This window comes from Herbaspirillum sp. Sphag64 (assembly GCF_014192645.1).
In the GTDB taxonomy this organism is placed as follows: Bacteria; Pseudomonadota; Gammaproteobacteria; order Burkholderiales; family Burkholderiaceae_D; genus Herbaspirillum.
Genome location: NZ_JACHYE010000005.1, coordinates 171,255 through 192,464, shown reverse-complemented (window position 1 = coordinate 192,464; position 21,210 = coordinate 171,255). Strand labels below are relative to the sequence as shown.

Here is a 21,210-nt window from a genome sequence, read left to right as displayed (position 1 = left end):
ACAAACAATAGTGGGTTAGCCTTGAATATCCTGATCGTCCGCGTTTCTTCCCTCGGTGACGTGGTCCACAATATGCCGATGGTGGCTGATATCCGACGCCACTACCCGCATGCCAACATCGATTGGGTGGTGGAGGAGGGCTATACCAGCCTGGTGCGTCTTAATCCCCATATACGCAACATTATCCCGATCGCCCTGCGGCGCTGGCGCAAGAGTCTTGGCCGCGTTGAGACCCGCGCTGAGATTGCTGCCTTTTACCGGCAATTGCGCGCACAAGCCTACGACGTGGTCTTTGATACGCAGGGCTTACTCAAAACCAGCGTTGTGATGCGCATGGCCAGATTGACGCCCGGTGGCAAGCGGGTGGGGCTCGCCAATGCGACGGAAGGCTCTGGTTATGAGCCTCTGTCCCGCATTTTTCATGATCAAAGCGTCAAGGTCGGCTTGCATACCCATGCGGTCATGCGTGCCCGACTAGTGGCTGCAGGCGGGCTGAACTATGCGGTTGATGGTGGTGCCGACTTCAGTCTGCAAGCCCACGCCGAGTTTGCTGCTTCGCCGCCAGCATGGCTGCCGTCGACCCCCTACGCTGTATTCCTGCATGGTACCGCACGCGCAGCCAAACAATGGGACGCGGGCAATTGGATTGCGCTGGCCCAACAGTTGCAAAAGAGAAGGCTTCCCGTATTGCTTCCTTGGGGCAACAACAAAGAGCGCGTGGCTGCGGAACAATTGGCCGCAGCGATGCCGCAGGCGACCGTATTGCCATCCTTGCCATTGATGGAGGCGGTGACATTGGTGCGGCAGGCAAGTCTGGTGGTCGGGCTAGATACCGGTCTGACCCATATCGCTGCCGCATATTGCCGGCCAACAGTCGAGTTGTATTGTGATTCGCCGCGCTGGAAAACCGAAGGAAATTGGTCACCATTGATTGCCAATGTTGGAGATACCGGCGCTGCACCTGATGTAGCTCAAGTCCTGCAAGCAATTGATGCGGTAATGTCTGTGGCTGCTGCCAGCGGGCAGCCTCACTTCACTCAAGACAACGAGGCATAATATCGTCATGGAATCGCAAATTATTGAAATCGACAGCGGCGAATGGGAAGTTCCGGCGCCTAACCAGGAATGGATCCGCGGGCTGGAAGCCGGCAAGGTGCTGTATTTTCCGCATCTGCCATTTGCCTTGCTGCCGGAAGAACTGGCCTTGCTGACTCCGGAGATTCGTGATCCCAAGGTGCGCAATATCAGCTTGGACGAGCGCGGCCATATCAAAGGCGCAGTTGGCGATACCGCGACGCAACTGGCACTGGCACTGATGGTCGGACGTTTCAGGGAGCAGGCCCAGACGCTGGTGTATTCACTGTTTCCTAAATACAAAGGCGCTTTGCGTCTGGCGCCAACCAGTTACCGGCCGACACAAGTCGAGACCCGTGCGCAATCATGGCGTGCCGATGATCGACGCATGCACGTTGACGCCTTCCCCTCACGCCCCAACTACGGCGAGCGCATCTTGCGTGTATTTTGCAACATCAATCCGGATGGTGTGCCACGTGTGTGGCGAGTCGGCGAGCCGTTCGAAATCGTGGCCGCGCGCTTCTTGCCGCGCGCCAAACGCTATGTGCCATGGCAAGCCAGCTTGCTCAATGCGCTACACGTGACCAAGTCTTACCGCAGCGAATATGACCATCTGATGTTGCAATTGCATGATGGCATGAAGGGTGACATGTCGTATCAAGAGTCGGCCCAGCAAGTGACGATACCTTTTGCGGCAGGATCAGTCTGGGTGTGTTTCTCGGACCAGGCTTCGCATGCGGTGATGTCAGGGCAATACATGCTGGAGCAGACCTTGCACCTGCCCGTTGACAAGCAATATGATCCGAGCGCGAGTCCACTGGCGATTCTGACCAAAATGACCGGCCGCGAACTGATCTGATGCGTCTGCTTTATACCGCACTATGGTGGATCGCATTGCCGCTGGTCCTGCTGCGCTTGTGGCGCCGCGGCACCAGGGAGCCAGGGTATCGCCAGCATATCGGAGAGCGCCTTGGCTTTTATCGGCGCGCTTCCTCTGCGCAAGCCATCGCTCCGTTTATTTGGGTGCATGCGGTATCAGTAGGGGAGACCCGTGCCGCACAGCCGTTGATTGATGCCTTATTGGCGACCTACCCTGCGCATAGGATTCTGCTCACCCACATGACCGCGACTGGCCGAGCGACTGGGCAGCAGCTGTTTGCCAAACACGGTACTCGGCTGGTGCAGAGTTATTTTCCTTACGACACCGGCTGGATGTGCGCGCGCTTTTTGCGCCATTTCAAACCGGTCATCAGCATCTTGATGGAAACTGAGGTCTGGCCCAATATGGTGCGCCAATGTGTGCGTCATGAGGTACCGGTGATGCTGGCCAATGCCCGCCTGTCGGCACGCTCTTTGCGCCGCGGAAAAAGATTTGGCAGCATGTTGCGCGAGGCCGCTGCCGGTATCACTTGTGTCGCGGCACAGTCTGACGACGATGCGCAACGGCTGCGGGAATTTGGCGCTAGTCAGGTAACTGTCACGGGGAGCATCAAGTTTGACGTTGAGCCTCCGGCTGATCTGGTGGCCCAGGGAGAGCGCTGGCGGCAGAATTTTGGTGCACGGCCCGTATTGTTATGTGCCAGTACCCGCGAAGGGGAAGAGGTTCTGATTCTGGAGGCGCTGTGCACGCTGCCGCAGCGTGATTTTTTGTTGGTCATGGTGCCGCGTCATCCGCAGCGTTTTGACGAAGTTGCACAGTTAATTTCCGCGCGCGGCTTGCGGATTCATCGACGTTCGCAAGGGCTGGATGGTCCTCTGCCAAAAGACATCGACATTGTGCTCGGTGACTCAATGGGGGAAATGTTCGGCTACTATGCAGCGTGTGACCTTGCCTTCATTGGAGGCAGCTTGTTGCCGCTGGGTGGGCAGAATCTGATTGAGGCTTGTTCCTTGGGGAAGCCGGTATTGATCGGGCCGCATACCTTCAATTTTGAGCTTATCAGCAGGCAGGCCATTGAGGCTCAGGCAGCGCTAAGAGTAGAGGATGAGAGCCTCATGCTGACGGTCGCTAACAGATGCTTTTTGGATAAAGAGCGGCTACGGGATATGGCGCTACATGCACAGATATTCGCTCGTCAGCATCAAGGAGCTACTCTGCGCACCTTAGCCTTGATCCGGCCACTCCTGTCCTGACATAAACTGATATCGAATCTGAAGTTATTGAAATTTAGCCAGCTATAATTGCAAAAAAAGGGGGGTAATTTTTATGCTAAGAAGGCTCAAGCGATTTGTCCGTTATTCAATCAACGCGGCTCTGCTCGTCGTTGCTTTCATTCGCTATGGCATCGCCGGTAAGATGCCCTCTTGGACGGGGCGGGCGCATATCATGACGTTTTGTCTCACTTCGGGCCGTAGTAATGATCTGATGAGCTGGATACTCTCACTAATTTATCCCTCCCGTAAAATCGATTTTGAATCGACAGTTTTGGCACCATTGTCTCCCGAGCAGTTAAATCAGGTATCCGATGAACTGGACAAAAATGGCTATGTCATTCTTGACCAGCGTTTACCTGAGGAGATGTGTGACCGGTTAATGAACTTTGCTCTTACGCAGGAAGCTGTGCTACGTCAGACGGATGAGATTCACGATGGACGCGTGACCGGCGTCTACAACCCCGAGGATCCAAAGGCTGTTATCTACGATTTCGAAAAAGAAGCGATTCTGGCTAATCCTGAAGTGCAGGCGCTGCTCATGGAACCTACACTGCTCTCGATTGCACAATCGTATTTCCGTAGTCAGCCGATCGCCGATATGCTGTCGATGTGGTGGAGTACAGCGTTCAAAGCCAAGGCAGACGGTGAAGCTGCGCAGATGTATCACTTCGATATGGATCGTGTCAAATGGTTGAAGGTCTTTGTCTACCTGACTGATGTTGAAAAGGAAAACGGTCCGCATTTTTTTGTGGCTGGAACACACCGCAGTGGCACTCTTCCTCGGGAACTGTTGGCGCGGGGTTATGCGAGACTGGAAGATGAAGACATCGCGAAATATTATCCACCGGAACAGATAAGGGAATTTACCGCACCCAGGGGAACCATCCTCATTGAAGATACTCGAGGACTGCATAAAGGCCAGCATCTTCAACGAGGACATCGCCTGATACTGCAATTCCAGATGAGTAATAGCTGTTTTGGAGGTGAGACTCCCAAGGCTGTTATTACCACTTCAAAGAACTCACCGCTGGCGCAGGCCGCCCGTCGTAATCCGCGGATGTTTTCTGGCTATACGCTGAAGACTTGAATTTATCTCTCTCGGATGTGCGCGAGTTCATAATTTTGCAAGTCGCAGTCAACTTGTCTGCGGCTTGCTTTGACAAGAAGGCAGTGTAGCCGTGCTGTTCAATTCATACGAGTTCGTTCTACTATTTCTGCCCATTACATTCTTTGGATTCTTTTTTCTTGCCAAATTCGGCCGTCAAATGGCGGCTATCTGGCTGGTGTTGGCTTCTCTGTTCTTTTACGCTTGGTGGAATCCCAAATTCACTACTCTGCTGCTGGGGTCAATTCTCTTCAACTATGCAATGGGGTACGCGATTTCGCGTCAGCAGCGTGGAGGGAAATTTCTCTTAGGGTTGGCGATTACTGCAAACTTGTTATTGCTGGGTGTCTTCAAGTACGCGAATTTTTTTATATCGACCTTCGATGCGCTAAGTGGTCACAGGTTTTCCTTGATAGATGTAGTGCTGCCACTGGGAATCTCTTTTTACACTTTTACGCAGATTGCATTCCTGGTGGACACTTGGAAAGGAAAGGCACATGAATATAATTTTATTCACTACCTTTTGTTTGTCACTTATTTTCCGCACTTGATCGCCGGTCCTGTGTTACATCATCAGCAGATGATGCCCCAGTTCGCTTCAGAGAAAATCTATAGAATCAATTTGCAAGATATCGCTTGTGGCGTTACCGTATTTACGATTGGCCTGGCTAAGAAGGTACTTCTTGCAGATAGTTTTGCGGAGTTTGCTACACCTGTATTTGCCGTTGCGACACGTGGCTCCCATGTCGATTTCTTCAGCGCATGGATTGCTGCGGTCACTTACACGATGCAGCTCTATTTTGATTTTTCTGGTTACTCCGATATGGCGATTGGGATATCGCTTCTATTCGGTGTTCGCCTTCCTGTTAACTTCAATTCGCCATATAAGGCCTCAAGCATTATCGATTTCTGGCGTCGCTGGCATATGACGCTTTCCCAGTTTCTCAAGGATTACCTATATGTTCCTTTGGGAGGCAATCGTTACGGGAGGAAGCGTACTTATCTTAACCTGATGGCGACAATGGTACTCGGTGGGTTATGGCATGGAGCGAACTGGACCTTTGTTGTTTGGGGTACGTTACATGGAGCGTATCTGCTGGCGAACCATGGTTGGCGTGCCTTGAGTAAGCGCTCCGTAGCGAGTCCAACAATAGTTACAAAGGTCTGGGGAACGGCCTTAACTTTCCTGATGGTGGTTATCGCCTGGGTTGTTTTCCGCTCCAGCAGTATTGAATCAGCGCATATTCTGCTCAACGATATGCTGTTGCGGCCGATCACTTCCAGTTTGGATCTCCCATCCATAAAGCAAAGCGCAATGGCATCCAAAGATTTTTTTGCCACCATCGGTTTAGGCGTCAAGCGACTTTTCTTGCTACTTACTGTCGCAGCAACAATTATCTGGTGCCTGCCCAATACACAGCAATATATTAATGGCGAGTACCGCTTACGCTGGCAACTGAGTAAATGGAATGGTTTTTTCTGGGCGCTTGTCTTTGCTCTGTGTCTCACCAAAATGGCCAGTGTTTCAGAGTTCCTTTACTTTCAATTCTAAGGCGTATCGTGGCTGTCTCTTATTTACGCATCTTCTTTTTGATCGGTTTGTTGCCGGTTGCATTGTTGTCTGCACTCAATTTGGTGGTTGATCCCTACGATATTTTTCAGACCGGGATATTGCGAGAGAGTGGTGCCACCCAAGAGCGCTATCTCAAGATTGAAATGATGAAGAAGAACAAGAGTTTTGATACTTTTTTGTTCGGCGGGTCGAGGATGGGAACAACGGTTCCTGCCGATATCGAACCGATTTTACCTGGCACTCACATCTATAATTTTTACGTTTCTTCAGGCAACCAGACAGATAATCTGGTGCATGGCTTGTGGTTACTGAAAACACAACCCCAACTTAAGACGTTTTACGTACAGGTGGACTGGCCCGATAGTGTTGGGCTAACCAAGGCAAATTATCAGTATTGGACCCATCCAGAGGTGCTGCACCAGAGTTCGGCGGGCTTTTTGGCGCAATATTTGTTTTTATTATCGTACAACGCAATTGATTTTAAGATCGAAAATAACAGCACCCGGAAGGGGGAGGTCAAGCGCCCGATGCAGGGTGGGTATTATTACTTTCCAAAGCGGGATCAGGAAATTGCCAGCGATTGTCGTGCCTACGTAGCCAAAGATCCAAACTTTACGGCCATAGTGGCACCCCAGAGTCCATCGATCGACCAACGTAAGCTAATTGATGCGAATCTCGCTGAGTTGGAGCAACTTATTCAGGCAGCACACCAGTATGGGGTGGATGTGAGGTTATATATCACTCCACATCATCATAAGTTTCTGGATCATATTAATATTGATGATTACCGATACTTTCTTACTCGGCTTGCCAAAATTTCACCCTTCTGGAACTTTGGTATCTACTCGGATGTAACGATGAATGATTGCAATTACTACGAAACATCACACTATATTCGTAGCGTCGCCCCGACACTCTTTAAGGTCATGTCAAACACTAGTAAGGATAGTGGGCTAGCGCACTTTGTGACGATAGATTCAATTGATCAAGAGTTGAACTTTGTGCGTTTGAATTTTGCGCAGCACAGGACAATCCAGGATAGAAATCCACGTTGACTTACGTAAGATAAAGACAAAAAAGCGGGCCAAGGCCCGCTTTTTTCTTTGAATCTAGTTCTTTGCCACCGGTAAGTTGGTGGTCGTATTCTCATTCAACCCACCCCCCAATGCCTTATACAAATCAATCGCATTGTTGAGGCGTAGCTGCCGTGCCTGGATCAGGGCTTGTTGCGCCGAGAACAGGTCGCGTTGCGCATCCAGTCGGTCCAGTGCAGAAGAAACGCCGTTCTTGTAGCGTACCTCGGTCAGATTCAGACGTGCCTGCTCTGCCTTCAGGTAGTTTTCCTGTGCGACGATCTGTTCATCCAGCGCACCGCGTGCCACCAGCGCATCCGCCACTTCGCGGAATGCAGTCTGAATCGCTTTTTCATAGGCAACCACAGCCAGATTCTTGCGGACTTCTGCCAGATCCAGATTGGCACTGTTGCGACCATAGTTGAAGATCGGAATACTGATCGAAGGCCCGAACGACCACGCACCTGAGCCCGAATCAAACAGCTTGTTCAACGTCGAGCTGGCACTGCCATAGGAGCCGGTCAGCGTGATGGATGGGAAGAATGCCGCACGTGCCGCACCAATATTGGCATTGGCGGCAATCAGCGACTGCTCGGCCGAACGAATGTCAGGACGACGGGTGAGCAGGTCCGACGGCAAGCCAGCAGGAATGTCGGTGACGATATTCTGTAGAGACAGTTCTTGTGCCGGCGGCAAGTCGTTAATCTTCTTGCCCACCAGGAGTGTCAAGGCATTTTCGGCTTGTGCGCGTTGCCGTTCCAACGTCGCCTTGGACACTCGCGCCGACTCCACCAGTGTCTCTGACAGACGTAGATCCAGAGCCGATGACGCGCCCACTTCAAATTGCGTCTTGGCCAGTGCCAGATTGGCTTCACGGCTATGCAGCGTTTCTATTGCCAATTGCAGCTGCTCGGCATACGAACGTTCAGTCAGATAGGCTTCTGCGACCTGGGCAATCAGGCTGATCTGCGCTGATTGCTTGGCCTCATCGGTCGACAGATAGCTGGCCAGTGCGTAGTCTTTCAGGCTGCGTACCCGTCCAAAGAAATCCAGTTCATAGGCTGGAACCGCCAGGCCTGCAGAATAGCTGCTGAAGGTAAGCGGTGCGCCAGTAGTTGATTGGCTAGCCGAATAACGGGTACGCGCTGCGCTGCCAGTTGCATTGAGCGTTGGCAGCAGATCGGCACGGGCAACTTCATACTGAGCTCGCGCCGCTTCGATGTTGAGCACCGCAGTACGCAGGTCGCGATTGTTTTCCAGCGCGGCAGCAATCAGTGCCTGCAGGCGTTGATCCGGGAAGAACTGGCGCCAGCCCATGACCAGTGCGTCATGTGTAGCCTGACCACCAGCCTCTGCCGGATAGCTTGCTTCGACCGGTGCTTGTGGACGCTCGTAGGTGGGGGCCAGCGAGCAGCCGGAGAGCACGCCAGCGACCAGCAATGCTGCACTCAGTTGATGCAGGCGCAGGGTTGGTAACTTAAACATTCTTTTCCTCCACTTCAATTTGCTGTTGGCCGGCGTCAGGCTTCTTCGGGTTCTTGCTCTTGAAGACCGTGCGGACAACGACAAAGAATACGGGTACCAGGAATACCGCCAGTACAGTTGCGGTGATCATGCCGCCCATCACGCCAGTACCGATGGCGCGCTGGCTGGCCGAGCCCGCACCGCTGGCAATCGCCAGTGGCAACACGCCTAGAATGAACGCCAGCGAGGTCATGATGATCGGACGGAAACGCAGATGGACAGCTTCCAGCGTCGCTTCAATCAGCCCCATGCCCTGCGCTTGCAGATCCTTGGCAAATTCGATGATCAGAATCGCGTTCTTGGCCGACAGACCAACCACCGCAATCATCCCCACCTTGAAGTACACGTCGTTCGGCATGAAGCGCAGCGTCACACCCAGCAGTGCACCGAGAATACCGAGTGGCACCACCAGCATCACTGCCAACGGGATCGAGGTGCTTTCGTACAGCGCAGCCAGCACCAGGAATACGGCAACCAGCGACAGCGCGTACAGTGCCGGTGCCTGCGAGCCGGACGTCTTTTCTTCCAGTGACTGACCGGTCCATTCGAAGCCGAAGCCTGGTGGCAACTTGGATACAAAGGACTCCATTTCGTCCATCGCTTCACCAGTACTATGACCAGGTGCAGCACCGCCGGCGATCTTCATTGCCGGATAGCCGTTGTAGCGAATCAACTGTACCGGACCCTGGATCCATTTGGAGCTGGTGAATGCCGAGAAGGGGACCATCGTGCCACCCGAATTGCGGGCATACAGTTTGGAAAGATCTTCCGGACTCAGACGACGGGGCGCATCGGCCTGTACGATCACACGTTGTTGACGCCCCTGATTCGGGAAGTCATTCACGTACGATGAACCCAGTGCTGTCGACAAGACACTATTGATCGTCTCGAACGGCACGCCAAGTGCATTGGCTTTGTCGCGGTCAATATCCAGTTGCAGCTGTGGTGCGTCTTCCAGACCTTCTGGACGTACACCGGCGAGGACCTTGCTTTGCGATGCCATACCCAGGATCTGATTACGAGCCTGTACCAGCGCTTCGTGTCCCAGACCTGCGCGATCCTGCAGACGGAAGGTAAAGCCGGTGGCGTTACCCAGTTCGGGGATTGGCGGCGGGTTCAGTGGGAACACGATCGCATCTTTGATCTGCATGAACGTACCAAAGGCTTTACCAGCGACCGCATCTGCCGATTGCGACTTGTCACGCAGGCTCCAGTCTTTGAGCGGCGTAAACACCAGACCGGCATTCTGACCACTACCGGAGAAGCTGAAGCCGGTAATTGCCACAACGTGTTCAACAGCAGGTTCCTTCAGATAGTAAGCTTCAATCTTCTTGATGACATCCAGTGTGCGATTGGTGCTGGCGCCCGCGGGCAGCTGGACGTTGGTGATGATGTAGCCCTGATCTTCATTCGGCAGGAATGACGACGGCAGGCGTGCATACAGTAAGCCCACGCAGGCCACGATCAGCACATAAAGAATCATGTAGCGGCCGGCTTTGGTCAGCATCTTGGCAATGAAGCCCTGATAACCCGCAGCAGTCTTGTTGAAGCGACGGTTGAACCAGCCAAAGAAGCCGGTCTTCTCGTGATGATGTCCCTTTTCCACTGGCAGCAGAATGGTGGCGCACAGCGCTGGAGTCAGCGTGAAGGCCATCAGTACCGAGAACACCATTGAGGCAACCATCGACAGCGAGAACTGGCGATAGATCGCACCAACCGCACCACCGAAGAATGCCATCGGGATGAATACCGCGATCAGCACCAGCGTAATACCGATCAGCGCGCCGGTAATCTGGCCCATGGCCTTACGGGTAGCATCACGTGGCGACAGGCCTTCTTCGCTCATGATGCGCTCGACGTTTTCCACCACCACGATCGCATCGTCAACCAGAATACCGATCGCCAGCACCATACCAAACATGGTCAGCACGTTGATCGAGAAACCAAACAACAACAAAGTCGCAAAGGTACCCATCAAGGCGACCGGCACAACGATGGTCGGGATGATGGTGTAGCGGATGTTCTGCAGGAACAGGAACATGACCAGGAACACCAGCACAATCGCTTCGATCAGGGTCTTGACGACTTCTTCGATCGAAATCTTGACGAACTTGGAGGTATCGTAAGGGATGGTGTATTTCACGCCGCTCGGGAAGTACTTGGACAGTTCTTCCATCTTCTTGTGAACAGCGGTTGCGGTACCCAGCGCATTCGCGGTCGGTGACAGCTGAACGCCGATGAAGGAGCTGGGTTTGCCATCGAGACGACCCGAGGTGTCATAAGCCTGACCACCAACTTCGATGCGTGCAACATCACGCAGGCGAACCGACGAACCGTCAGCATTGGCGCGCAGGATGATATTGCCAAACTGTTCACGTGTGGTCAGCTGACCCTTGACGACCACCGTCGCAGAAATCTGCTGCGTACCAGGGCTGGGCAAGTCACCCAGTGTACCGCCGGCGACCAGGGCGTTTTGCGCCGTGATAGCAGCAGTTACGTCAGCAGGCGTCAGGCTGAGGCCAACCAGTTTGGCAGGATCGATCCAGATACGCATGGCGCGCTCGGTACCAAACAGCTGCGCCTGACCCACGCCAGGCACACGTTTGATTTCGTTGAGCACGTTACGCGACAGATAATCGCCCAATGCCACCGGATCAAGCTTGCCGTCGGTCGATGACAGTGCAATGAACAGCAGATAGTTGCTACGCGACTTGGCGACCTGTACACCCTGCTGCGTCACCGCCGCAGGCAGACGTGCCTCAACCCGCTTCAGACGATTTTGCACGTCCACGGCCGCGAGGTCAGCATTGGTTTCCGGCGAGAAGGTCACGGTGATCTGGACCTGACCGTTAGCCTGGCTTTGTGACTCAATGTATTCCAGGCCATCTGCACCGTTCATTTCCTGTTCGATCAGGCTGGTGACCGAATCGTCCAGGGTTTGTGCAGTCGCACCAGGATAGCTTGCCGTGACCACGATGGTCGGCGGCGCAATACTTGGATACTGAGCGACCGGCAGACCGGTAATGGCCAACGCACCGCCCAGTAGAATGAAAATTGCCAATACCCACGCAAAAACGGGGCGATCAATAAAGAACTTTCCCATCTGGCAGCCTCTTAATTAGCTTTGTTAGCAGCGTCCTGCTTGGCGGCGGCCTGATCTGGCGCGGCAGCACTGGCAGCATCGGCGTTAGCAGGTGCGGCACCGACTGGACCCTTCCACTGTACCGGCTTGACTGGTGCGCCTGGTTTGACTTTCTGCAAGCCTTCCACGATCACACGATCACCCGGCTTGAGACCATCGGTGACGACCCAGCTGTCACCCTGTGCGGCACCAGTTTTTACTGGACGTACTGCAACCTTGTTGTCTTCACCAACGACCAGCACGGTTGAGCCATTGAGATCACGGATCACGGCCTGTTGTGGCACCAGGATCGCCGATTCATTGACGGCCTGTTCCAGCTTGGCACGCACATACATACCTGGCAGCAAGGTACGATCAGGGTTCGGGAATTCGGCGCGGATAGTCACTGAGCCTGTGGTCGAATCGACCGTGATATCAGAGAACAGCAGCTTGCCTGGCAGCGGGTAGGTGCGGCCATCATCGGTGACCAACGTCACGCGTGCTTTGTTCTTCCCTTGACCAATCGTCTTCAGTTGACCGCTGGCCATCGCTTGCTGCAGGTTCAGCAGATCGGTGCTCGACTGGGTCAGATTGACGTAGATCGGGTCGAGTTGTTGCACGGTCGCCAGTTGGGTTGTTTCACCCTGACCGACCAATGCCCCCTCGGTCACCAATGCTCGTCCGATACGTCCGGAGATCGGTGAAGTGACGGTGGCGTAACCGAGGTTCAGCGCCGCAGTTTGTACGGCAGCCTTGTTGGCCGCGACGTCTGCTTCAGCCTGCTTCTGCGTCGCATAGGCGTCGTCGTAATCTTGTTTGCTGATGGCGTTGACTTCTACCAGTGGCTTGTAGCGTTGTGCCTTCAACGTGGCTTGCACCAGGGTTGCCTGGGATTTTTCCAGTGCCGCCTTGGCACTGTCGAAGCTGGCCTTGAATTGCGCCGGATCGATGGTATAAAGCACCTCGCCTGCCTTGACTTCACTGCCTTCGCGGAAATGACGTTTGAGAATGATGCCAGCCACCCGCGCGCGCACTTCAGCGATACGTAAAGCTTCAATGCGGCCTGGCAGCTCATTGCTGATCGTGATGCGCTCTGGGGCGATCGTAACGATGGAGACTTCTCCTGGAGGCATGCCGCCCATGCCCTGAGCATTCGGTTTTTGACCACAGCCTGCAAAGGCGGTAACGATGGCAACGGTCAGGGTGAGGCGCGTGAAACGACTAACTGAGCTCATAAATATCTCGCACGGTAAGTAAAGTTGAAGCTGCAAAGCAGCAGGTGAGTCGATGACAGAGACAGCAATAATGTCATGTTGATTCGCATGGCAAGTGCCGGGAGGCAACATGGTGACACTGAAGACGCTTGAATAACGAAAATATTGTTGAGATGTAAAAGACTGGTGAATTTTGTAAAAATCCAGATGGCGGATTTACATCGGATGCTATTATACATACATCCTTGAATGTATGTTTTCATGTGAGTTAGTGCAAAAATTCTTGAAATACTTCAACCCAGAGCGCAGATTTTCGCGAAATGATGGTTTTGTCAAAGACAATTGCGACAATTTGTCTATATTGCACAACAACGGTAGGAGGACTCGACAATGAACATCACATTTTTCGCGGCCAACTGATCATGGCACGTTCGACCAAGGAAGAGGCTCTGGAAACGCGCTCACGCATTCTTGATGCGGCCGAGCAGGTTTTTTTCGAGCAAGGCGTTGCACGCACTTCACTGGCCGATGTTGCGAAGCAGGCACAGGTAACGCGTGGTGCCATCTACTGGCATTTTAAGAACAAGAGTGATTTATTCGATGCCATGTGTGATCGCGTGCGATTGCCGATGGAGGCAGTGCTGGAGGAAAACGCGAACCCGCGATTGGCTGATCCGCTCGGCGAGTTCGTTCGAGGCGGTGCTTATGTGTTGAAGCAGGCAGTGACTGATCCGCGTTGTCGCAAGGTATTCGACATCATTTACAACAAATGGGAATGTGTCAGCGCTAGCGATCCAATTTTGATTCGGCAGCGTGAATGTCAGCTCAGGGCAATGTTGCTGATCGAGCAGATTCTCCGGAATGCGATTGCTTGTGGACAATTGCCCGCCGGACTGAATATTCGTCTGGCGGCCTTGCACATGCACAGTAGTTTCAATGGCTTGTTGGGTGACTGGTTCTTTGCGCCAGATAGTTTTGATCTGGCTGAAGATGCAGAGAAGTTGCTGGCGGCGAGTGTTCACGCACTCAAGACTGCACCGACCCTGATTTCCTGATGCAAGACGAAAAAAGCCCCGCATCCGGCGGGGCTAATTCATGACAAGCGTTTTCTTTACGGATCAATACGTCTGCATGGTCGGATCGACCTGGGTTGCCCAGGCATGGATGCCGCCGGTCAGATTGTGCACCCGGGTAAAGCCCTGGCGCTCCAGAAAATTGGCGACCTGCATGCTGCGTGCGCCATGATGGCAAATACAGACCACCACTTGTTCTTCGTCGAGTTCGGTGAAGCGGCTGGGAATGCTGTTCATCGGCATCAGTTGCGCTGATGCCAGATGACAGGTTTCATATTCCCACGGTTCACGGACATCCAGCAGAAGCGGGGAGGGCCGCTCCGGATCCGCAATCCAGGCAGCCAGTTCCGGTGCAGTGATCAGTTCCATGATGCTGCTCAGAACGTGAAGTGGGAAACCGGAGCCGCTGCGTGCAAGGACTTTGCCATCAGTTCAAAGACGTTCACGGTGTCATAGACCTGTTCCGATGTGCGGGTAATGACCTGCAGGTTCATTACCGGTGCTTCACCGATGATCGCCAGAATACGTCCGCCGACCTTGATCTGTTGCAGGAAAGCTTGCGGCAAGCTTGCCAGTGCACCCGAGATGATGATCACATCATATTCGCCATTCCAGCCTTGCGCGCCATTACCCAGTTCCACGCTGACGTTGGTCACGCCATTGGTGCCCAGATTCTTTTCTGCCAGCGCCTTCAGGTCCGGATCGATTTCCACGGTGGTGACATGGCGTGCCTTGTAGGCCAGCAGTGCAGCCATGTAGCCTGAGCCAGCACCAATTTCCAGGACTTGCTCATGCTTTTTGACGTTGGCTTCCTGCAGGATGCGTGCTTCCACCTTCGGTGCCAGCATGTTTTCACCGCCTGGCAGTGGAATGTCGGTATCGAAGAAGGCCATGCCGCGATAGGCGGCAGGCACGAATTCTTCGCGCTTGACCACGGTCAGCAGGTCCAGGATGTCCTGCGCCAGCACATTCCAAGGGCGGATTTGCTGTTCAATCATGTTGAAACGGGCTTGTTCGATATTCATGGCAGTGGGCTCGATAACGACGTAAAAGCAGCATTTTAGCAAACACGGGCGCTCTGAGACAGCGTTGCCGCATGCAAAGCTGCGCAAGTGTCGCCCTGTTGTCCGCAGAGCAGCGGGCATGAAATGCCTCTGTTCTTTTGTGCGACGCTTGTAAAACACTCTTACAATACTCGTACGGGTGTTTGCGCGTGAATGGCTGTTGTCGCTCTGATAACGTTGCTCATCGTCAAGCGTCGCCATCATGCACGATGACCGATCGTGGTATTTCGCGGGGAGCGGCAATGGCCACCATCAATAACCAGTTCAAGATCAATAACGTTCCGGCTTCTCCTGCGGCCAAGGTATACGCACGTAGCAGCAACGAGATTGCCTTCAATAATCTGATGGCTACCCGTCAGACCGGCGCCGATGGCATTGTCAGTTCGTTCCGGCCCGACGTTAGTCCCGCCTTGACCATGGCCTTGACCTCGCTGGTCGGCAATTATGGGATCAAGGTACCGCCGAAGATGCGTATTTTTTCGGCGAAAAAAGGCTATACGCTGGAAGAGGGGGATGAACGTGCAGGTGCCTTTATCACCTTGCTCGATGATCACCCGGGCGTCACCGAACTGCTGACGCAGGCAGAAACTGAAGCCCTTGCCGCGCGCGAAAATGCGCTCAATGCCAGTATCGACAACTTCCTGCAAGGCACCTCTACTGCCAGCTACGATGCCAAGGGTTTTTTGCAAGAGTTTCGCGACGAGCAAGAAGTGCGTCAGGTCAGCATTGTCTATGACGGCAATACCACCCAGGTAGAAGAGCTGGGCTATACCGGCTGGCGTCCGGTCAAAACCGAACATGACTTCAACGCTGATCTGCAGGCGGCTTACAGCCGTTACACCATTACCGGCAGTGCGATTGAGCATTCCGAGCTGAAGAAGCACAAGGCCGCGCTGGCGCGCCTGCCCGGAATCACCAAGCCCGGCTGATCCTGATCGTCTGCGCTGGTTCGTCTATGCTTGGTCGCCGAGGCTGCTGCCCATCAGCCGCGACAGACGGATCGAAATTTCGCGCACGATTTCCTGCACCTCATCCAGACTGGGATTGACCTTCTTGTCGATGCGCTCAATGTAGGGCACATTGAGTGCGGCCAGCATGCGCTCATTGGCGCCCAGTACCGGATAGGATAAATTCACCACGCCTCTGATCTGCCGGCTATCCATGCGTGAGAAGCCGCGTTGCCGGGTTTCCTCCAGCTGGCGCAGCAATTGCGCGTGGTCGATATCCGGTTCCCCATCCATCTTCACATGCGCGGCCAGCATGCGCCCGCGTTCCGCCTCATCCCGAAACGACAGCAAGACATGTCCTGATGCGGTATCGGTCAGGCTCACCAGTGCGCCAACCTTGAGGCCAAAGGCCCAGCGCTCCGGACTATCAACCTGCGCCACGACAATCACCCGGCCGGCTTCGTAGAGAGTGAGGTGGGTCGACTGCATGCTGCGGTTGGCCAGCTCGCGCATATGGGGTAATGCGGTATTGACCAGTGAGCGGATCGGCTGGTGATGATGGGCCAGCTCAAACAGCTTGAGCGAAAGCCGGTATTGGTCGTTGTCGGCAATCAGATAGCCGCGCTGTTCCAGCGTGACGACCATACGGAAAATTTCATTGACGCTGCGTCCCAATTGCCGGGAGATCTGATTCAGGGTCAGCATTTGTTCCGATCTGCTGAGCAGTTCCAGAATGTCCAGCCCCTTGTCCAGAGCGGGGGCCGCATAGCGTGATTTGCCACTGTCGTTGCCGGACGGGTTGTTGTCGGTATCGTTGCTGATGGCGGTGGGCACAGCGTTGTCCTTCAAAGATAAAGATGATATGGGAATTTCATGAATAAAATACTTTTTCAAGCCTGTGCAGGATAAATTATCGTGGAAGTATCTCGTTTTTGCTATCGCTTTACGATAAAAACTTATCGCAATGCCTTGTTGATCTGCATATTGCACTGCTACACCCCTTCCAGTGATACGAAAATTCTATCAAGTTAAATTTAAATATAAAAACAATTTTCATTGATGAATTAAAAGTTGCGTGTGATAATGATCTCAACCTGATTCTCCGGTCCCTGTTTCTCCACTTGCATAGATTGGCAGCCACCACACGATGACGATCATTACTTCTCTGCGCGTACTGGATGTGCGCTTCCCGACTTCCCGCACACTGGACGGTTCTGACGCCATGAATCCGGATCCGGATTATTCAGCTGCCTACGTCATTCTGGAAACCGATCGGCCTGGACTGCAGGGGCATGGACTGACCTTCACGATTGGCCGTGGCAATGAAATCTGCTGCGCCGCGATCAGCGCGATGCAGCATCTGGTGGTCGGGCAGCGCCTGGAAGCCATCGCGGCAGACATGGGCAGCTTCTGGCGTGCGGTGACGTCAGATAGTCAGTTGCGCTGGATCGGGCCGGACAAAGGGGCAATCCATCTGGCTACCGGCGCAGTGGTCAACGCGGTCTGGGATCTGTGGGCCAAGGCGGAGGGCAAGCCATTGTGGAAGCTGGTGGCGGATATGTCGCCGGAGCAATTTGTGCGCTGTATCGATTTCCGTTATCTGACCGACTGCATCACGCCGGGTGAGGCGCTGGCCTTGCTCAAGGCGCAGGAGCCCGGCAAGGAAGCACGGCTCGCGCAATTGCAGGAGCATGGTTATCCCTGCTACACCACATCCGCCGGCTGGCTTGGTTATGACGATGCCAAATTGCGTCGGCTCTGCCAGGAAGCTATCGATAGCGGCTTCAATCACATCAAACTCAAGGTCGGACGGGATCTGGCCGACGATCAGCGGCGGCTCAGGATTGCCCGGGAAGTCATTGGTCCGCAACGCCATCTGATGATTGACGCCAATCAGGTATGGGAAGTCGATCAGGCCATCGACTGGGTCAATGCCCTGGCGTTTGCCAAACCGTGGTTTATCGAAGAGCCAACCAGCCCGGATGATGTGGAAGGGCACCGCAAGATCCGCGCTGGGATCGGTGCGGTCAAGGTCGCTACCGGCGAGATGTGCCAGAACCGCGTCCTGTTCAAGCAATTCATCATGCGCGGTGCAATTGATGTGGTGCAGATTGATGCCTGCCGTCTGGGTGGCGTCAATGAAATCCTCGCCGTCTTGCTCATGGCCGCCAAATACAACTTGCCGGTCTGCCCGCATGCTGGTGGTGTCGGTTTATGCGAATACGTGCAACATCTGTCGATGATCGATTATCTGTGCGTCTCCGGCACCGCCGACGGCCGCGTGACCGAATATGTCGATCATCTGCATGAACATTTTGAGGATCCTTGTGTTATCCGCAACGCCGCTTATCTACCGCCAACGGCGCCGGGATTTTCGATCACGATGAAGGCGGCATCTCTGGAGCAATATCAGTTTCGCGGTTGACGTTCATCGGCACGCAGGATAGCGTGCATTACGTTCGATCCAGATCAGCACAATAAAAAAGCAGTCAGATGGAGACACATCGTGGATTTACATTTGCAAGACAAGGTGGTGATCGTCACCGGCGGTGCTTCCGGTATTGGTGCCGCGATCTCGCTGCAGTTGGCAGCGGAAGGTGCCATCCCTGTTATCTTTGGTCGCACTGAACCGACGCCGGCATTTCAACAGCAGTTGTTGCAGCGTCAGCACCGTGCACAGTTTTTTCAGCTTGATCTGATCGACGAAGACAAGTGCCGTGATGCCGTGACGGCGACCGTGCGCCAGTTTGGCCGTCTTGATGGACTGGTCAACAATGCCGGAATCAACGATGGCGTCGGACTCGATGCCGGACGTAGCGCTTTTGTGTTGTCGCTGGAAAAGAATCTGATCCACTACTACGTCATGGCGCATTACTGCGTGCCGCATCTCAAGGCCAGTCGCGGTGCCATTCTGAATATCTCATCCAAAACTGCGGTAACTGGTCAAGGTAATACCAGCGGTTATTGTGCCGCCAAGGGGGCGCAATTGTCGCTGACCCGGGAATGGGCAGCCGCGCTGGCAGACGATGGTGTCCGCGTGAATGCGCTGATTCCGGCAGAGGTCATGACACCACTCTACGAAAAATGGCTCGCCGGTTTTGACAATCCCGAGCAAAAGCTGGCCACCATCGCCAGCAAAATCCCTTTTGACAAGCGCTTTACCACCGCCGAGGAAATGGCGGATACCGCCGTATTCCTGCTATCGTCCCGGGCTTCGCACACCACTGGACAATGGGTATTTGTCGATGGTGGTTATACTCACCTGGACCGGGCATTGAGCTGATCTGCGGCAAGGAGAAAGCAATGCGCTATTGCCTGGCACTAGACCTCAAGGATGATGCGGTACTGATTGCACGCTATGAAGAACATCATCAGCGCATCTGGCCCGAGATTGCCGCGCACCTGAACCAGCACGGTGTGATCGGCATGCAGATATTCCGGCTGGGCACGCGCATGACCATGATCATGGAAACCGACGACACGCGCTATGACGCCGCTGCCATGGTGCGCGCGGCAGAACAGAATAGCAGGGTGCAGGAATGGGAAGCCCTGATGTGGCAATTTCAGGCACCAACACCATGGACTCCGCAAGGGCAGAAGTGGACGCCGATGACCCTTGTTTTTGACTTGCAGCACGTGGCTTGATGTCAGGCAGGATATGCCTTTCACAGTGACGGTGGAGAAGAGGCAGGTATGCAGCAATCGCAAACACAGCAGGCAATTTCAATGCCTCCCTTGATCGAATTAAAGGATGTCAGCAAGCGTTTTCCTGGCGTGCTGGCGCTGGATAATTGCCAGTTGGATCTGATGCCCGGTGAGGTTCATGCGCTGATGGGCGAGAACGGTGCCGGTAAATCAACCCTGATGAAAATTCTGTCCGGGGTGTACCAAAAGGATGCCGGTGAGATTCTGGTCAATGGCCAAGCAGTCGAGATCGACGGGCCTCGGGCAGCGCAGGCACTGGGGATCGGTATCATTCATCAGGAACTCAATCTGATGCAGCATCTGAGCGCAGCCCAGAACATGTTCATCGGACGTGAACCACGGGGCCGTTTTGGTCTGTTTCTCGATGATGCCGAGCTCAATCGTAAGGCCGCCGCCATCTTCGCACGCATGCGTCTTGATCTCGATCCTCGCACCCGCATCGCTGAGCTCACCGTCGCCAGACAGCAAATGGTGGAAATTGCTAAAGCATTGTCCTTTGATTCGCGTGTACTGATCATGGATGAACCGACTGCCGCACTCAATAATGCCGAGATCGACGAATTGTTTCGGATCATTGGCGAGCTGCAGTCACAGGGTGTAGGTATCATCTACATCTCGCACAAGATGGATGAATTACAGCGCATCTCCAACCGTGTCACCGTCATGCGCGATGGCAGATATATTGCCACCGTCACGACCGAAGGCACGCCAGTCGACACCATCATTGCCATGATGGTGGGGCGTCAACTCGAGAATGCCGGGCCGATGGATGTCGATACCAGCCGCAATGAAGTGGTACTGGAGGTGCAAGGTCTGCAGCGCGGCGATACGATCCGCGATGTCAGCTTTGAGCTGCGCAAAGGAGAAATCCTTGGTTTTGCCGGACTGATGGGCGCCGGACGCACGGAAGTGGCGCGCGCCATCTTTGGTGCAGACCCGATTGATGCAGGAGAGATACGGGTACGTGGAAGCCTTGCCAATATCAAATCACCGGCCGATGCAGTGGCGTATGGCATCGGCTATCTCTCCGAGGACCGAAAGCACTTTGGCCTAGCGACCGGCCTCGACGTCAAGACCAATATGGCACTCTCGAGCATGCAGCGCTTTCGCAAGCAGGGCATCTTCCTGGATGACGGCGCCATCAAACAAATGGCTGAACAGTATGTGCGCCAGCTCAGCATCAAGACGCCCACAATCGATCAGCCAGCGCGACTTCTATCTGGTGGAAATCAGCAAAAAATCGTGATCGCCAAATGGTTGCTACGCGATTGCGACATCCTGTTCTTTGATGAGCCGACACGCGGCATTGACGTCGGTGCCAAGAGCGAGATCTATAAACTTATCCATGCATTGGCGGCACAGGGTAAGGCCATCGTCATGATTTCCTCCGAATTGCCCGAGGTACTGCGCATGAGTCATCGGGTGCTGATCATGTGCGAAGGGCGCATCACCGGCGAGCTCAGTGCCGCTGAAGCGACACAGGAAAAAATCATGCAACTGGCAACCCGGCGCGCCGCCACTGTCATGCCATCTTCCCATTGAGATCACCATGGTAAATCAACCCAATTCCATTCACCAGGCCA

At 54.1% G+C, this 21,210-nt stretch carries 18 protein-coding genes; 12 read left to right on the top strand and 6 right to left on the bottom strand.

Going from position 1 to position 21,210, the window contains the following annotated elements:
• The first annotated feature begins 21 nt into the window (after positions 1–21).
• The 6 genes from waaC to FHW66_RS10890 all read left to right on the top strand — a co-directional run bounded on the left by waaC (position 22) and on the right by FHW66_RS10890 (position 6,961).
• Positions 22–1,056, top strand: coding sequence for a lipopolysaccharide heptosyltransferase I (gene waaC / locus FHW66_RS10915; protein ID WP_183379818.1), 1,035 nt, complete (start codon positions 22–24; stop codon positions 1,054–1,056).
• 7 nt (positions 1,057–1,063) lie between these two features.
• A complete protein-coding gene (locus FHW66_RS10910) occupies positions 1,064–1,933 on the top strand; it encodes a Kdo hydroxylase family protein (protein WP_183379817.1) in 870 nt (289 codons plus the stop codon).
• The gene (gene waaA / locus FHW66_RS10905; RefSeq protein ID WP_183379816.1) at positions 1,933–3,207 is read left to right on the top strand and encodes a lipid IV(A) 3-deoxy-D-manno-octulosonic acid transferase; all 1,275 of its coding nucleotides are present in this window, start codon (positions 1,933–1,935) and stop codon (positions 3,205–3,207) included. The genes FHW66_RS10910 and waaA overlap by 1 nt, the downstream gene beginning before the upstream one ends.
• 193 nt (positions 3,208–3,400) lie before the next feature.
• Positions 3,401–4,315 (top strand): phytanoyl-CoA dioxygenase family protein, encoded by a 915-nt coding sequence (locus tag FHW66_RS10900; protein WP_183379815.1) that lies wholly within the window; start codon positions 3,401–3,403, stop codon positions 4,313–4,315.
• A 91-nt stretch (positions 4,316–4,406) separates the two neighbouring features.
• On the top strand, positions 4,407–5,885 hold the full coding sequence (locus FHW66_RS10895; RefSeq protein ID WP_183379814.1) for an MBOAT family protein: 1,479 nt from the start codon (positions 4,407–4,409) through the stop codon (positions 5,883–5,885).
• A gap of 8 nt (positions 5,886–5,893) precedes the next feature.
• Positions 5,894–6,961 (top strand): hypothetical protein, encoded by a 1,068-nt coding sequence (locus FHW66_RS10890; RefSeq protein WP_183379813.1) that lies wholly within the window; start codon positions 5,894–5,896, stop codon positions 6,959–6,961.
• Between the two features lie 54 nt (positions 6,962–7,015).
• Here FHW66_RS10890 and FHW66_RS10885 read toward each other — a convergent pair whose 3' ends face one another.
• From FHW66_RS10885 to FHW66_RS10875, 3 genes are read right to left on the bottom strand one after another with little or no spacing between them, the layout of a single operon-like run.
• Positions 7,016–8,464 carry an efflux transporter outer membrane subunit gene (locus FHW66_RS10885; protein WP_183379812.1) on the bottom strand — a complete coding sequence of 483 codons (1,449 nt, stop codon included), beginning with the start codon at positions 8,462–8,464 and terminating at the stop codon, positions 7,016–7,018.
• Positions 8,457–11,606 (bottom strand): efflux RND transporter permease subunit, encoded by a 3,150-nt coding sequence (locus tag FHW66_RS10880; protein ID WP_183379811.1) that lies wholly within the window; start codon positions 11,604–11,606, stop codon positions 8,457–8,459. Before FHW66_RS10880 ends, FHW66_RS10885 begins: the two co-directional genes overlap by 8 nt.
• Positions 11,607–11,617: 11 nt before the next feature.
• Positions 11,618–12,859 (bottom strand): efflux RND transporter periplasmic adaptor subunit, encoded by a 1,242-nt coding sequence (locus FHW66_RS10875; protein ID WP_183379810.1) that lies wholly within the window; start codon positions 12,857–12,859, stop codon positions 11,618–11,620.
• A 401-nt stretch (positions 12,860–13,260) separates the two neighbouring features.
• Here FHW66_RS10875 and FHW66_RS10870 point away from each other — a divergent pair, with 401 nt between their 5' ends.
• Positions 13,261–13,893 (top strand): TetR family transcriptional regulator, encoded by a 633-nt coding sequence (locus FHW66_RS10870; protein ID WP_183379809.1) that lies wholly within the window; start codon positions 13,261–13,263, stop codon positions 13,891–13,893.
• 63 nt (positions 13,894–13,956) lie between these two features.
• Here FHW66_RS10870 and FHW66_RS10865 read toward each other — a convergent pair whose 3' ends face one another.
• Complete coding sequence (locus FHW66_RS10865) at positions 13,957–14,280, bottom strand: rhodanese-like domain-containing protein (RefSeq protein ID WP_183379808.1); 324 nt, start codon at positions 14,278–14,280, stop codon at positions 13,957–13,959.
• A gap of 8 nt (positions 14,281–14,288) precedes the next feature.
• Positions 14,289–14,936, bottom strand: a complete 648-nt coding sequence (locus tag FHW66_RS10860; protein WP_183379807.1) for a protein-L-isoaspartate O-methyltransferase — start codon at positions 14,934–14,936, stop codon at positions 14,289–14,291.
• Between the two features lie 281 nt (positions 14,937–15,217).
• On the opposite strand from FHW66_RS10860, the gene FHW66_RS10855 reads away from it, so the two are divergent.
• The gene (locus FHW66_RS10855; protein WP_183379806.1) at positions 15,218–15,904 is read left to right on the top strand and encodes a hypothetical protein; all 687 of its coding nucleotides are present in this window, start codon (positions 15,218–15,220) and stop codon (positions 15,902–15,904) included.
• A gap of 24 nt (positions 15,905–15,928) precedes the next feature.
• Here FHW66_RS10855 and FHW66_RS10850 read toward each other — a convergent pair whose 3' ends face one another.
• Complete coding sequence (locus FHW66_RS10850; protein WP_370543446.1) at positions 15,929–16,756, bottom strand: IclR family transcriptional regulator; 828 nt, start codon at positions 16,754–16,756, stop codon at positions 15,929–15,931.
• Between the two features lie 313 nt (positions 16,757–17,069).
• On the opposite strand from FHW66_RS10850, the gene FHW66_RS10845 reads away from it, so the two are divergent.
• The 4 genes from FHW66_RS10845 to FHW66_RS10830 all read left to right on the top strand — a co-directional run bounded on the left by FHW66_RS10845 (position 17,070) and on the right by FHW66_RS10830 (position 21,169).
• Positions 17,070–18,347, top strand: a complete 1,278-nt coding sequence (locus FHW66_RS10845; protein WP_183379805.1) for an L-fuconate dehydratase — start codon at positions 17,070–17,072, stop codon at positions 18,345–18,347.
• An 81-nt stretch (positions 18,348–18,428) separates the two neighbouring features.
• Positions 18,429–19,205, top strand: coding sequence for an SDR family oxidoreductase (locus FHW66_RS10840; RefSeq protein ID WP_183379804.1), 777 nt, complete (start codon positions 18,429–18,431; stop codon positions 19,203–19,205).
• A 20-nt stretch (positions 19,206–19,225) separates the two neighbouring features.
• Positions 19,226–19,567, top strand: a complete 342-nt coding sequence (locus tag FHW66_RS10835) for an L-rhamnose mutarotase (RefSeq protein WP_183379803.1) — start codon at positions 19,226–19,228, stop codon at positions 19,565–19,567.
• Positions 19,568–19,615: 48 nt separating this feature from the next.
• On the top strand, positions 19,616–21,169 hold the full coding sequence (locus FHW66_RS10830; RefSeq protein ID WP_183379802.1) for a sugar ABC transporter ATP-binding protein: 1,554 nt from the start codon (positions 19,616–19,618) through the stop codon (positions 21,167–21,169).
• Positions 21,170–21,210: the final 41 nt, after the last annotated feature.